A 12,220-nucleotide genomic window follows, 5' to 3' on the forward strand; every position below is an offset into this window, starting at 1 on the left:
CGGTCGGAACCCGGGAGGAAGGAACACATGTCAGCGCGCAGCTGGGACGGCACGTCACGGAAGATCCTCGTCATCGGAGCGGGAGAGCTCGGGATGCCCGTCCTTCGAAACCTCGCCCGCCGGGCACCTGCGGTGCAGGGCTCGACGATCGACGTGCTGCTGCGGAGCACAACGCTCGACTCGACCGTCCCAGCGAAGCAGCGCGACGTCGCCGAGATCCGCCAGCTCGGCATCGGCATCATCCGCGGCGACCTGGTGGAGAGCAGCGTCGAGGACCTCGCTGCGATCTTCCGCGACTACGACACCGTCATCGGCTGCACCGGCATCACCGCCGGCCTCGACACCCCGATGAAGGTCGCGCAGGCCGCACTCGTGGCGGAGCTGCCGCGGTACTTCCCGTGGCAGTTCGGCGTCGACTTCGACGTCATCGGCCGGGGCAGCCCCCAGGACATCTTCGACTCCCAGCTCGACGTCCGTGACCTGCTCCGCTCCCAGCACGACACGGAGTGGGTGATCATCTCCACCGGCATGTTCATGAACTACCTCTTCGACGCCGACTCCGGCATGGTCGACCTGCCGAACACCACCGTGAACGCCCTCGGCACGGCGGACACCGCCGTCACGGTCACCACTCCGGAGGACATTGGCGCCCTGACCGCGGAGATCGTGTTCACCGAGCCGCGGATCCGCGACGAGATCGTCTACGTCGCCGGCGACACGATCACCTACGGCCAGCTCGCGGAGACCCTCGAGACGGTCCTCGAGCGTCCGTTCGAGCTGCGGGTGTGGTCCGAGTCGACGCTGATGGCGGAGCTCGCGGCTGACCCGGAGAACATGACTCGGAAGTACCGGGCCGCGTTCGCGCAGGGACGCGGCGTCGCGTGGCCGAAGGCCGAAACGTTCAACGCGCGGCGGAACATCCCGACCACCACGCTTGCCACCTGGATCGCCCAGAACCTCGGCACTGCGACGACGGCGGAGAGCTCCTCGCACCGATGATCTTGCGGAAGTACGCGCACCCGACTGTGGTCCTCGAAGAGAACGGCAAATCGCTGCTCATCGACCCAGGGACCTTCACCGCCGCGGCACCGGAGCTGATCCGTGCCGCGGCCGCGGTGCTGATCACCCACGAGCACCCGGTTCATGCGGACGTCGACCTCGTCACCGCCGCCCTCGATGGCCAGCCCACCCTGACTGTTTGGGCACCAGCGAGCGTCGCTGCTCTCCTGCCCGATCGCCCGGACCGCGTCCGCGTGGTCGCTCCAGGCGACAGCGGCATCGTGGCCGGGTTCCGCGTGGCGGTCGTCGGCGGTGCGCACGCCATCATCCACCCCGACCTGCCGGTGTCGGCGAACGTCAGCTACATCGTCGAGGAGAACGTGTACCACCCGGGGGATTCGTACTTCGTTCCAGACGAGCCGGTCCGAACCCTGCTCGTGCCCATGTCGGGACCCTTCGCGCATCTGGAGAAGATCATCGACTTCATCCGCGCTGTGACCCCCGCCGGGTGCGTGTTCGCCTCAGCCGGGTTCGTCGGGATAGCGCGAGGAGGCCCGCGCCGGCGTATCCCTGGAGTAGACCCCTCAACGCTCGACCTTGGCGTCGTTCCGTAATGACGCAGCCGCCGATCGAGTATGCGCGGAGGGTGCTGCTTGCGATGCTGGCGTCAGCTTCGCGGCTTCGCGGCCTCGATGTCCGTGACCGGCTGACGGCCGATCGGACCGTCCTCGCGCTCGGCAGCAGGGACGGTCCGCACGATCTCGTCAGGCCGAGGAGCTGTGCGCCGGACTGCTGCTGTGGCTGACGCCCGCCATCACCTCGGTGAGCGCCGTTGGTGAATCATGGTGGAACTGTCGGAACACTGCGTCTGGGAAGTGTGGTCCGACGACGACCATGTCGCCGTCCCCGACACGGTCGGCGATGGCACGCCGTGTGTCGACCGCCTCGGCGGGTTCGTGATCGCCCACCCACACCACGTCGGGGTGGATCAGCTCGCCCGGGCAGTGCACAGCGTCGCCGACGATCAGCGCGCGACAACGACTTCCCTGGACTGCGAAGGCGACGTGTCCCGGTGCGTGTCCGGTCGAGGAGATCGCCGTGACACCGGCCACGGGTTCGGAGCCGTCCTCGAGCTGTCGGCGAGGTAGTCCGCGTTCGGGAACGTCGAGATGCCGTCGATCCATCCGACGTGGTCGGCATGCAGGTGCGTCAGGAGCACGGCATCGATGTCCGTGGATTGGACGCCCAGCTTGCGGAGTTCGTCGAGCAGCGTGCCGCCTCGCATGAAGGCATCCCGGGCGGTTCCGGGGCGGACGAGCGGGATAGTCCGGTTGTCGATGCCGATGCCGATGCCGATGCCGATGCCGATGCCGGTGTCGACGAGGACCTTCCGGTCCGGGGTGCTGATCAGGACCGCGCCGATGCTCAGGACCAGCATGCCGTCGTCGTCGACGACGTCGAGGTCGTCGGACAGCATCGCCTCGTGGCCGCTGGGGTACGCAAGCGCTGGCTCGGCGCGGAACTCGCCGTCCGGAATGTAGGTCAGGGTGATCCCACCGAGATCGAGAGTGCTGGTGAGGGCGGGTGTTGCGGACAAAGGGACTCCTCGTCGGGAATGATCGGAGTGGGTTGGCCGTGACCGCTGCCGCGCTGCTCGCCCTGCTCGTCTCCGCCGGAGGCGGTCTCCTCGCAGTCGCCGTGCTCGCACGGAGCTGACCGTACGAGGGGGCAACGTGATCCGACTGCGAGTGCCCGGTCGCTCGGCGCACAAGCCGGCGCTGTTCGCGGGTGCGTCAGAGCTCCCGCCTCCGGTACACCCGCATGGCGATCCCGGCGGAGACGAGCAGCACGAGTACCGCAGCGAAGACGAGGGCCACGAGCCACAGTGGGGGTACGAGCACGTCGATCGACCTCGGAGTCGCGAACCACCCACTCCGGCCGACGATGGTCCCGGCGACGGCGATAATCCCGACCGGGATGTAGATCATCGGCCGTCCGCGGGTGAAGCCGAGGGCGAAGAACCAGGGCAGTTGCACGGCGTACGCGACGCCGACGCATGCGAGCGACGCGAGGAGCATCGTGCCGACGAGTGGCCATCCGAAGTCCTGGTGTCGAACAACTCGCATGACGAGGGTGGTTGCGGTGCCGACCCCGATCGCTGTTAGGGCGAACACGGTCATCGAGCAGTACCGGCCAAGGACCACCGCGGTCCGGCCGATTGGGGCGATGCCGTAGAGGGTGTCGAGTCGTCCGCGTTCGTCGCCCTGGAACGGGATGGACGCGGAGACTGTCGCAACGACCGCGCCGATCGCGATCCCGAAGCCGGGTACGGGAAGCGTGACGCAGAAGACGACGGTGAACAGGAGCGGCAGCAGGACGCGCAGCGGCTGGGTGAGTGCCATGGTGCGCAGGTCGAACCGGGCGAACTGGAGTACGGCGGTCATGCGGACACCTTCTGATGTGCGCGCGAGTCTTGGGCGACGTGCACGACGACATCGTCAGTGCTCGCCCGGTCAATGACGACGTCCGGTCCGAACCAGGCGGTGTCACGGGAGCGTATGAGGCCTTCCCATCGCCCGGTGGAGTCGCGGCGCAAGCCGATCGTTGACGGTCCTGCGGCTTCGGGGAATGGTCCTGCTCCGCGGACGACGGCGAACGCGTCATGGAGCTCGTCGACGCCACCTTCGTAGGCGACTGCGCCGCCAGCGAGCACGACGAGGTGGTCGGCGAGGTCGTCGAGTTCCTCGGTGATGTGCGTCGAGAAGAGCACCGTGTGGCCCGGGTCGAGAACGAACTCTCGGATCGTGTCCGCAAGTTCTCGCCGGGCGACCGGGTCGAGGCCGCTCGACGGTTCGTCGAGTACGAGTAGCTCGGGATCATGCGCAAGCGCCATCGCGAGGGACAGCTTCACGGTCTGCCCGCGTGAGAGGCCGCCAACGCGGTTGCCGACTGGCACGTCGAACCGGTCGAGCAAGTCGCGGAAACGACGGTCGTCCCAGCGCCGGAAGAGCAGGCCGACGTACCGCCCGACCGATCCGACGCGCCACTCGGGCGCGGCGGTCGCCTGGTCGAGCACCACCCCGATCCGGTCGTGGACCGCGGCGTCCGCAGGGTACCGGTTGCCGAACAGTGTGATGGATCCGCGGTCGGCTCGTACAAGGCCGAGCACGGTCTTCACGAGGGTGGTCTTGCCGGCGCCGTTCGGACCCACGAGTCCGGTCACGAGCCCGGTGGGAGCAGTGACGTCGACATCGTGGAGCGCGAACGCCCCTTGCTGCTTGTGGAGCGAACGGACCGCGACGGCGGCGTCGATCAGGTTCGGTTCCATGCGTCCTCAACCTTCTTTCGGATGTCGTTGATGCTCATGTGAGCCGCTCGAGCTGCTTGGACGAGTTCGTTGGTGGCGCTCTCGACCCGTCCAGCGAGTGCCGTCCCCGCGAGGTCGGCGTCGACCTCGCGCACAACGAAGCCACGTCCGTGTTCGTTTCGGACGAGCCCCTCGGCGACGAGGTCGTTGTAAGCACGGGTAATCGTGATGACACTCACCCGCAGTTCCAGCGCCAGTTGCCGAAGTGATGGCAGGAGCGCACCCTCGGCGAGCTCACCGGCGTGCACCGCGTTACGGACCTGGGTTTTGATCTGCTCGTACATCGGCACCGAACTCGTGCTCGACAAGATGATCCGCACGCCACTCCTGACAGACTGTGTATGTACACCAGCACAGTACGGCCATGCCTGAGCCTGGTCAAGTGCCGGGACTCGATGGCTCGCGACGTGTGTCAGGGTGACGTCAGTGAGGTGTGAGTGGTCTCTGCGAGCGTCGGTGACACCGATCGAAGGAGCAAGCATGAGCTACTACAGCGATCACCGTGTCCTCGTGACCGGCGCCAATCGCGGCCTCGGGGCAGCGTTCGCGAGCGCGCTCGTAGAGCTCGGAGCGTCGAAGGTCTATGCAGCCGCTCGCAATCCGCGGGCACCTCAACCGGCGGGCGTCACCCCGGTGCGTCTCGATGTCACCGACCGTGGCCAGGTCGTGACACTCGCCCGAGAGCTCTCGGATGTGACCATGGTGATCAACAACGCGGGTATTCATCGGCGGGCGACGCTGTTCGATGACGACGCGATCGAGGTCGTCGACTCCATGCTGCGGACAAACCTGCTCGGCATGCTCGCCGTGACTGCCGCCTTCACCCCAGCTTTGATCGCGCACGGGAGCGGCGTCATCGCCAACGTCCTGTCGGCCGGTTCCTGGCTCGCCGGTCCGGGCAACATGGCGTACGCGGTCTCGAAAGCGGCAGCGCTGTCGCTGACCAACAACACGCGAGCCGAACTGGCGTCGCAGCGCGTGCAGGTGACCGCGATCCACGCAGGATTCATCGACACCGACATGATGGCCGACTTCCCCGGCGCGAAGCTCGACCCCCGTTCGGTTGCCGACGCAGCACTGGCCGCCATCGCCGCTGGCGAGCAAGAGATCCTCGTCGACGAGATGTCTCGAGCAGCGAAAGCCGCGTCGATCGCGCCCGTACCCCGATTCTGACGGTTCGCTCACCCCTCCCAAGGCGCCGGCTAGGCAGTCCAGCTCAAACGAAGGCGACAACGCTTCGGTCGTTCATCCGCTCTTGCGGCGCGCATCGAGACAGATCGTATCTGTGCAGCTCAGTGCGGGCGGTGGTGCTCGATCGCCGGCATGAAGCAGTCGTCGACGATTGCTTGGACCCGCGCGGCACTTGGGGGTGCAAGGTTCATCAGCAGGTCCAGTCGGACGAGAGCAAACGGCATCTCGAGCACGATGTCCGGGGTAGCTCGGAGATCGATCTCACCGCGATCCGACGCACGCTGGTAGAGCGGTCGATCGCGCCCCGATCGGTGCGGACCCATGAGGCGGTCACGCACCTCGCTCGGGGTCCTCACTCCGGCGACGGTGAGTCCCGCGTACGCCGCGGCCATCGTGATTGCGTAAAACTCAGCCCGCGCGGATGCTGCCGCGGTGAGCTCGGCCACGAGGTCGCCGCGGAGCGAGCCGGTGTCCTCGACCGAAACCGGGTGCGTCACCCGACGGTGCTCGATCGCAGCGACGACCAGGGCATCCTTGTTAGGCCATCGGCGGTAAAGGACCGGTTCGCTCGTCCGTGCACGGCGAGCGATGGTGTCCATCGTCAACCGCCCGTACCCGACCTCCACGAGCTCAACCCAAGCTGCCTCGAGGATCGCATCGACGAGCTCCGTACCCCGACGGCGCTTGCCCGGGTTCGCTTCAACCATTCGGCCAGTTTAGAAAGCTTTGACTTCCTTCTCAAAGGCGTACTACGTTTATTAGATAGCTTTTACTATCTCTGGAGTTCCTATGGGTGAAGTAACGACCGCGGTGCTCATCGTCGGTGCCGGGCCGACCGGTCTGACGCTCGCGTGCCAACTCGCACGCTGCGGCGTGCTCTTCGAGATCATCGAGGCGTCCCCGGGGCCGCACGCCGGATCGAGGGGCAAGGGCTTGCAACCTCGATCGTTGGAGGTCCTCGAGGATCTCGGGGTTGTGGAGGCGGTCCTCTCGGACGCCCAGGTCATGCCGATGCTCGCGATCGCACCGGACGGTTCGACGAGTCGCGTCGACGAGGTTCCGCAATCGCTGCTCGGCCGATCCGACATCCCCTACCCAGCGAGCGTGATCACGCCGGAGTGGCGTGTCGAAGGAGCTTTGCGCGACCTGCTCGGGGGACTCGGACACACGGTGCGTTTCGGGACGACGTTCGACTCGTGCGCCGAGCAGAGCGACGGCATCATCGCGACGGTCTCCAGCGGGGGAGGCACCGGAACTATCCGGGCGCGTTGGCTCGTCGGCTGTGACGGCGGACACAGCGTGATTCGGAAGCAGTCCGGTATCGCCTTCGTCGGGGAGACCCGACGTCCGCATGCTGGTGGCGGACGTGAGGGTCGACGGGCTTGATCGTGGCTCCTGGTACATGTGGCGGTCAGAGGGAGAGATGGCCTCGCTGTGTCCGCTGCCGTCGACGGACCTTTTCCAGTTCCAGGCCGGCATCGAGCCCGGCGTCGAACCGGACCTCAGTGTCCAGAACCTCCAAGCCGTCCTCGACCGTGTATCCGGCCGCGGCGATGTACGAATTGTCGATGCTCCCTGGACGTCGGTATGGCTGGCGAACACACGGCTGGCAGAGCGCTACCGCCACGGTAGGGTCTTCCTTGCTGGGGACGCTGCACACATCCACCCGCCGGCTGGTGGTCAGGGAATGAACACTGGGATCCAGGATGCAACGAACCTCGGCTGGAAGCTCACGGCGGTCGAAGCCGGTGCCAGCGCGAACCTGCTCGCAACGTACGAAGCGGAGCGCCGGCCGGTCGCGGAACGTGTGCTGTCGATGTCCAACCGTCGGATGAATGCCGTGATCCGCGACAAAGCCCTGCCCGCCAGCCGGGACAGCAGCACGATCCAGCTCGACATCTCCTACCGCGATTCCCCACTCGCTCGCGACGACCGGAACGGGCAGGGGGTCCTTCGCGCCGGGGATCGTGCCCCCGACGCGACTGGACTCACCGCGAGGGACGGTTCCGTGCATCGGCTGTTCGAACTCACGGCGGGTGGGACCTGGACGCTCTTGCCCTTCGGCGGCGCACCTTTGGGGGCCGTCGACGGCGTCACCGTGATCGATGTGGACGACAGCGACGGGTCCCTCGCTGCGGCATACGGCGCGACGGACGGCACGCTCGTGCTCATCCGCCCGGACGGCTATGTCGCGCTCATCTCCGACGCCGGTGAGATGGGCGCGGTCGGCGCCTACCTCGACGACCTCCGCGCAGGGATCCTGGCGTGAGCCGCTCCCCCGAAACGGTCTCCACGGCGCTTGGACCCGTCGAGATCGAAGAACACGGCGAGGGCGTGCCAGTGTTGGTCCTCCACGGCAGTCCCGGCGGGGTGGACGGCGCACGGATGATGGGCAGGTTCCTGCCCGCGGAACGCTTCCGGACCATCGCTCTGTCCCGGCCGGGGTACCTCAACACGCCGCTGCCCCCTGATGGCACATCGATCGATCATGAAGCTGACCTCCTCGCGGCCGTGCTCGATGCCCTCGCCATTGATCGCGCCGGAGTGTTCGCGTGGTCGGGTGGGGGGCCCTCCGCCTACCGTCTCGCCGTCCGACACCCCAATCGCGTAACGTGTCTCGTCCAGGTCGCGGCCGTCAGTGGCCGGTGGACCGCTCCGCAATACTCGCCGTCCGATGCGTTCCTCTTCGGAACCAGGGTTGGCAACTGGATGGTTCGCCTCCTCAGCCGCCTCGCCCCCGCGCAGATCGTCGGTGGGGCCCTTGCCGGTGAGGGCTCTGTCCGAGGTGATGACCTCCAGGCGCTCACCAGGAGCGTCATGGCGGCCCCGGACCAGCGGCGTGCGGTCTTGGAGGTAGCACGCACCATGAGTTGGAGCGGACCGCGTCGAGCCGGATGGGACAACGACGTCGCCAACTACAGGGCGATCGATTCCCTCGAGCTCGACCGCATCTGGTGCCCAGTGCTCCTCATTCACGGCGACGCCGACACCGACGCCATCCCGCAATACAGCCTTGACGCACACAACACGATCCCTGACAGCACCCTCGTTGTGATGAAAGACGGCACACACCTCGCCTTCTACGCACACCCCAATGCCCCGCAGGTGCAACGACGAGCCCGGCAGTGGTTCGCTGATCACGCCTGAGGGGGTTAATCGGCCTGATGCCCGCCGACGTCCTAGCCTCGGCCACCCTGGTCGGGCCGCGGGGCCTGACCAGTGGTTTACTCAGGAGCAGATCTTGCACCAAGAAGCTGTCGTCGCAGCAGTAGCTCCGGGAATAATCGCTGACGCGCTCGAGCAAGAACTTAAATGCAGCAAGAACAGTGGCCTGACATTCAAACGCGGCAAGGCAGACGGGCCGGCCGAGCCGGACCCGTTGGTGGAGCCCGACGACATGGCCATGGTTGCTCCGCCGTGCCACCCCTGGGAGCCGGTCAAGGTACCCGAAGATGCTTCCATGCCGATTCACTGCGTCCTCTGCGGACAAGCTTTCACCGTTTGATGGACTGACATAAGAGCGCCCTATCGGCACGAACTAGAACAGCCGACCACCCGCGGGTGATCGGCCGTTCTGTGCCGAGAGCTCTGTCAGTGTGCGGCGTCGTAGGCGTCTCGTACGGCCTGGCTGATGCGTCCGCGACTGGACACCTCGTGGCCGTTCGCGTTCGCCCATTCGCGGATCCTCGCGAGATCCTCCGAGTTGCCGCGCTTCGGACCGTTGCCGGCGCTGGTACGACCGGAGCGGCCACTGACCTTTCGGGCTGCTGCGACGTAGTCGGACAACGCTTCGCGGAGTGCGTCGGCGTTGTCGTCGGTGAGGTCGATTTCATAGTGGGTGCCGTCGAATCCGAAGGCGACGGTGCGGCCCTTGCCTTCTTCGATGGTGTCGCCGGTGAGGTCGTCGACGAGGTGCGTAGTGACTTTCTGCGCCATAAGGAGGCCGCCTTTCGCTCTGGGGATCAGATCCACCCTGGCATAGCAGATCCCGGAGAGCGCTTTGTTGCTCCTTCTTCCCGCATGGTGGTCGGGTTCTTCCCGCATGGTGGTCGGGCAGACTGAGTAGTGATGTCTGACTCGTCGCCAGCCGTATCCGGGTATGCCGCCGCTCTTACCGAACTGAAGCAGCAGGTTCGCGCCGCCCGGTTCACCGCGCAGCGCCGCGTGAACACGGAGCTCGTCCGTCTCTACTGGGGGATCGGCGCGACCATCCTGCAGCGCCAGGGTGATGAGGGGTGGGGCAGTAACGTCATCGGTCGTCTCGCGACGGATCTGCGTGCAGAGTTTCCGGAGATGAAAGGGTTCTCCCGCGCGAACCTGTTCTACATGCGCCGATTCGCGGGGGAGTGGGCGGCGGACGCAGTTGTCCAACAGGCTGTTGGACAACTCCCGTGGGGACACATCACGGTCCTGCTTGACCGGCTCGATGACCACGAGCTCCGCGACTGGTACGCCGGCCAGGCGGCTGCACACGGTTGGTCGCGAAACGTGCTCGAGCACCAGATCCGCTCCGCAGCGCACACGAGGCTGCAGGCGGCGCCGACGAACTTCGCCGACGTCCTCCCACCGGGGGAGTCGGATCTGGCGCAGCAGATCACGAAGGACCCGTACGTGCTGGACTTCCTCGCCCTCGACGGGGACGCAAAGGAACGCCACCTCGAGCAGGTCCTCGTGGACCGCATAATTGACACCCTCCGCGAGCTCGGGGAGGGGTTCGCGTTCGTTGGCCGGCAGGTGCACTTCGATGTTGCCGGCGACGACTTCTAGGCCGACCTGCTGTTCTTCCACGTCGAGCAACTCCGTTACGTGGTGATCGAACTCAAGACGGGGAAGTTCAAGCCCGAATACCTCGGCCAGCTCGGCTTCTACGTGGCCCTCGTCGATGACAAACTCCGCCGGCCCCAGCACGCCGACACCGTCGGGCTGCTCCTCGTCGCGGACAAGAACGACGCTGTGGTGCGGTACTCACTTGCCGGGCAGCAGACACCAATCGGCGTCGCCAGCTACGACCTCCTGCCACCGTCCGTGCAAGCGGCGCTCCCGACGGAAGCGGAACTGTCGCAAGCGCTTCGCAGGTCCGCTGAGGACCCTAGTCTCGGCTCCAGCAACCCGTCCGAGGACGAGGGCTAAGAAGGCGTGCAGGGTGCTACCCGGGGCCGTCACTCGCAGCTGCGAGGAGGGGCACGATCACGTCGCTGATGGGCGTGGGCACTCCGAGTGCTCGCCCCTTTCGCTGGACTACGCCGTTCCGGACGTCCCACTCGAGTGGCCGGCCGGCCTCGCGGTCGGTGAGGATGGACGTGCCCTGATCCGCCGGGGCCGTGCGGAAGCCGGCCAGGATCTGGTCGGGGACGTCGTCGTCGAGCTCGGCGCCGTCGGCTCGCGCGACCTCGAGCCCCTCGCGCAGGTACCGGAGCGCCAGGACCTGGACGTCCGCCCGTCGGAAGACGCCGGAGCGGCGCGTCGTGAGCGCCATCAGCCCGGCGGCCGCGTTCTGCAGGAGCTTCCGCCAGGCGACGGTGGAGAAGTCCGCGACCAGCTCGACCGAACAGCGGTCCCCGTCCAGCAGGTTCGCGACGACGTCGGCCGCGGGGCCCGCAGGCAGGGTCAGCCGGGCCGGAGCGAGCAGCCGCACCGAATCGTCCTCCTCGCGGACGGCAGGGAACCAGACGACCGCGGGCAGGACCGTGCTCGCCGGGACGAACGGCCGGACCGAGTCGACCTGCTCGATCCCGTTCTGCAGCACGCACACGATGGTCTCCGGCGTGCAGAGCGCCCGCAACCACTCGCGTGCCTCGGCCGTCTGTGTCGCCTTGACCGCGAGGAACACCACGTCGACCGGGGCGACGACCGACGATGCGTCGGTCAGCACCGGCCCGGGGACGACGACGGATCCGTCCTCGCCGACGAACCGGAGTTCCGCACGCGCGGAGCGACCCGCGAGCACCGGCGTCGACCCACGGGCGTGGAGCACGGCCGCGATCGTCGTCCCGATCGCGCCCGGGCCGATGACGGCGACGCGGGGACGGTCGGCAGCGGACCCGTCCCCACTCGGCGACGTGGGCGTCACGCCGTCACCTCGCGGTGCCACCGGAATCGTTCGACGACGCGCGCGAGAGCCGGTCGTCGCATCGCCAGCGCGTACACCGCAGCGCCGAGCGCACCCCCGAGGACGTTCGAGGCCAGGTCGTTGACGTCGGCGATGTGGCCGCCGTGCGCGAACCGCGCCGTGAGGAACTGCGTCACCTCGACGGCAGCGCTGATCCCCGCCGTGACGGCGATCGTGCGCGCCCAGGTCGGCCGCGCGAGCATCAGCGAGACGAGGATCCCCAGCGGCACGAACACCAGTGCGTTGGTCACCGCGTCGCCGACCTCGTACCCGACGACCGGCACCAGGTTGAGCGGCAGCGGGTCGGGACCGTCGGACCGCGGCCACGCCAGGAAGATCGGGAACACCGTGTTCGCAGCGACACCGCCGGCGTAGAGGGCCGCTGCGGCCGCGACGGCGCCCCGTGCCGGTGTGAGCCGTCCGCGACGGTGGAGCACCCAGAGCAGGAGCACGAACAGGACGACGGCCATCGGGACGACCACCGGGAGCATCGGGACCCTGCCGAACATCGACTCGTGCCTCCTGGGCTGTGGGGAAGAAGGGGTCGCAGCCAC

At 67.2% G+C, this 12,220-nt stretch carries 14 protein-coding genes and 1 pseudogene; 7 read left to right on the forward strand and 8 right to left on the reverse strand.

Translation table 11 applies throughout. From position 1 onward, the window contains the following. Positions 1 to 27: 27 nt before the first annotated feature. Both ABIC61_RS15980 and ABIC61_RS15985 read left to right on the forward strand, forming a co-directional pair. The gene (locus ABIC61_RS15980; protein WP_309887412.1) at positions 28 to 999 is read left to right on the forward strand and encodes an aromatic alcohol reductase; all 972 of its coding nucleotides are present in this window, start codon (positions 28 to 30) and stop codon (positions 997 to 999) included. Further along, on the forward strand, positions 996 to 1,613 hold the full coding sequence (locus ABIC61_RS15985; protein ID WP_354030708.1) for an MBL fold metallo-hydrolase: 618 nt from the start codon (positions 996 to 998) through the stop codon (positions 1,611 to 1,613). The genes ABIC61_RS15980 and ABIC61_RS15985 overlap by 4 nt, the downstream gene beginning before the upstream one ends. Before the next feature lie 410 nt (positions 1,614 to 2,023). On the opposite strand, the gene ABIC61_RS15990 is transcribed toward ABIC61_RS15985, so the two are convergent. The 4 genes from ABIC61_RS15990 to ABIC61_RS16005 form a co-directional block, all read right to left on the reverse strand. Beyond that, complete coding sequence (locus ABIC61_RS15990; protein ID WP_354030709.1) at positions 2,024 to 2,596, reverse strand: MBL fold metallo-hydrolase; 573 nt, start codon at positions 2,594 to 2,596, stop codon at positions 2,024 to 2,026. Positions 2,597 to 2,792: 196 nt separating this feature from the next. Beyond that, the gene (locus ABIC61_RS15995) at positions 2,793 to 3,443 is read right to left on the reverse strand and encodes an ABC-2 transporter permease (RefSeq protein WP_309887418.1); all 651 of its coding nucleotides are present in this window, start codon (positions 3,441 to 3,443) and stop codon (positions 2,793 to 2,795) included. Further along, a complete protein-coding gene (locus tag ABIC61_RS16000; RefSeq protein ID WP_309887420.1) occupies positions 3,440 to 4,327 on the reverse strand; it encodes an ABC transporter ATP-binding protein in 888 nt (295 codons plus the stop codon). The genes ABIC61_RS15995 and ABIC61_RS16000 overlap by 4 nt, the downstream gene beginning before the upstream one ends. Continuing rightward, positions 4,312 to 4,686, reverse strand: coding sequence for a GntR family transcriptional regulator (locus tag ABIC61_RS16005; protein ID WP_309887422.1), 375 nt, complete (start codon positions 4,684 to 4,686; stop codon positions 4,312 to 4,314). The genes ABIC61_RS16000 and ABIC61_RS16005 overlap by 16 nt, the downstream gene beginning before the upstream one ends. Before the next feature lie 160 nt (positions 4,687 to 4,846). On the opposite strand from ABIC61_RS16005, the gene ABIC61_RS16010 reads away from it, so the two are divergent. Further along, on the forward strand, positions 4,847 to 5,539 hold the full coding sequence (locus ABIC61_RS16010) for an SDR family NAD(P)-dependent oxidoreductase (RefSeq protein WP_354030710.1): 693 nt from the start codon (positions 4,847 to 4,849) through the stop codon (positions 5,537 to 5,539). 119 nt (positions 5,540 to 5,658) lie between these two features. On the opposite strand, the gene ABIC61_RS16015 is transcribed toward ABIC61_RS16010, so the two are convergent. Further along, the gene (locus ABIC61_RS16015; protein ID WP_309887426.1) at positions 5,659 to 6,264 is read right to left on the reverse strand and encodes a TetR/AcrR family transcriptional regulator; all 606 of its coding nucleotides are present in this window, start codon (positions 6,262 to 6,264) and stop codon (positions 5,659 to 5,661) included. An 82-nt stretch (positions 6,265 to 6,346) separates the two neighbouring features. Between ABIC61_RS16015 and ABIC61_RS16020 the strand changes: the two genes are divergently transcribed. From ABIC61_RS16020 to ABIC61_RS16030, 3 genes are read left to right on the forward strand one after another with little or no spacing between them, the layout of a single operon-like run. Then, positions 6,347 to 6,943, forward strand: coding sequence for an FAD-dependent monooxygenase (locus ABIC61_RS16020; protein WP_354030711.1), 597 nt, complete (start codon positions 6,347 to 6,349; stop codon positions 6,941 to 6,943). After that, the gene (locus ABIC61_RS16025) at positions 6,909 to 7,826 is read left to right on the forward strand and encodes an FAD-dependent monooxygenase (RefSeq protein ID WP_354030712.1); all 918 of its coding nucleotides are present in this window, start codon (positions 6,909 to 6,911) and stop codon (positions 7,824 to 7,826) included. The genes ABIC61_RS16020 and ABIC61_RS16025 overlap by 35 nt, the downstream gene beginning before the upstream one ends. Continuing rightward, a complete protein-coding gene (locus ABIC61_RS16030; RefSeq protein ID WP_309887430.1) occupies positions 7,823 to 8,704 on the forward strand; it encodes an alpha/beta fold hydrolase in 882 nt (293 codons plus the stop codon). Before ABIC61_RS16025 ends, ABIC61_RS16030 begins: the two co-directional genes overlap by 4 nt. A 444-nt stretch (positions 8,705 to 9,148) precedes the next feature. On the opposite strand, the gene ABIC61_RS16035 is transcribed toward ABIC61_RS16030, so the two are convergent. Continuing rightward, on the reverse strand, positions 9,149 to 9,493 hold the full coding sequence (locus ABIC61_RS16035) for a histone-like nucleoid-structuring protein Lsr2 (protein WP_309887661.1): 345 nt from the start codon (positions 9,491 to 9,493) through the stop codon (positions 9,149 to 9,151). A gap of 132 nt (positions 9,494 to 9,625) precedes the next feature. On the opposite strand from ABIC61_RS16035, the pseudogene ABIC61_RS16040 reads away from it, so the two are divergent. Next, positions 9,626 to 10,687: pseudogene (locus ABIC61_RS16040) on the forward strand (PDDEXK nuclease domain-containing protein). Between the two features lie 16 nt (positions 10,688 to 10,703). Here ABIC61_RS16040 and ABIC61_RS16045 read toward each other — a convergent pair. Beyond that, a complete protein-coding gene (locus ABIC61_RS16045; RefSeq protein WP_354030713.1) occupies positions 10,704 to 11,627 on the reverse strand; it encodes an oxidoreductase in 924 nt (307 codons plus the stop codon). Then, complete coding sequence (locus ABIC61_RS16050) at positions 11,624 to 12,175, reverse strand: VanZ family protein (RefSeq protein ID WP_354030714.1); 552 nt, start codon at positions 12,173 to 12,175, stop codon at positions 11,624 to 11,626. The genes ABIC61_RS16045 and ABIC61_RS16050 overlap by 4 nt, the downstream gene beginning before the upstream one ends. Between the last annotated feature and the right edge of the window lie 45 nt (positions 12,176 to 12,220).

Source organism: Curtobacterium sp. 1544 (assembly GCF_040544915.1).
Lineage (GTDB): Bacteria > Actinomycetota > Actinomycetes > Actinomycetales > Microbacteriaceae > Curtobacterium > Curtobacterium pusillum_C.

Excerpts from the sequence above, each read along its gene's own strand:
- ABIC61_RS15980 (WP_309887412.1), top strand. The coding sequence starts at position 28 with ATGTCAGCGCGCAGCTGGGACGGCACGTCACGGAAGATCCTCGTCATC.
- ABIC61_RS15985 (WP_354030708.1), top strand. The coding sequence starts at position 996 with ATGATCTTGCGGAAGTACGCGCACCCGACTGTGGTCCTCGAAGAGAAC.
- ABIC61_RS15995 (WP_309887418.1), bottom strand. The coding sequence starts at position 3,443 with ATGACCGCCGTACTCCAGTTCGCCCGGTTCGACCTGCGCACCATGGCA.
- ABIC61_RS16000 (WP_309887420.1), bottom strand. The coding sequence starts at position 4,327 with ATGGAACCGAACCTGATCGACGCCGCCGTCGCGGTCCGTTCGCTCCAC.
- ABIC61_RS16010 (WP_354030710.1), top strand. The coding sequence starts at position 4,847 with ATGAGCTACTACAGCGATCACCGTGTCCTCGTGACCGGCGCCAATCGC.
- ABIC61_RS16015 (WP_309887426.1), bottom strand. The coding sequence starts at position 6,264 with ATGGTTGAAGCGAACCCGGGCAAGCGCCGTCGGGGTACGGAGCTCGTC.
- ABIC61_RS16020 (WP_354030711.1), top strand. The coding sequence starts at position 6,347 with ATGGGTGAAGTAACGACCGCGGTGCTCATCGTCGGTGCCGGGCCGACC.
- ABIC61_RS16025 (WP_354030712.1), top strand. The coding sequence starts at position 6,909 with ATGCTGGTGGCGGACGTGAGGGTCGACGGGCTTGATCGTGGCTCCTGG.
- ABIC61_RS16035 (WP_309887661.1), bottom strand. The coding sequence starts at position 9,493 with ATGGCGCAGAAAGTCACTACGCACCTCGTCGACGACCTCACCGGCGAC.
- ABIC61_RS16050 (WP_354030714.1), bottom strand. The coding sequence starts at position 12,175 with ATGTTCGGCAGGGTCCCGATGCTCCCGGTGGTCGTCCCGATGGCCGTC.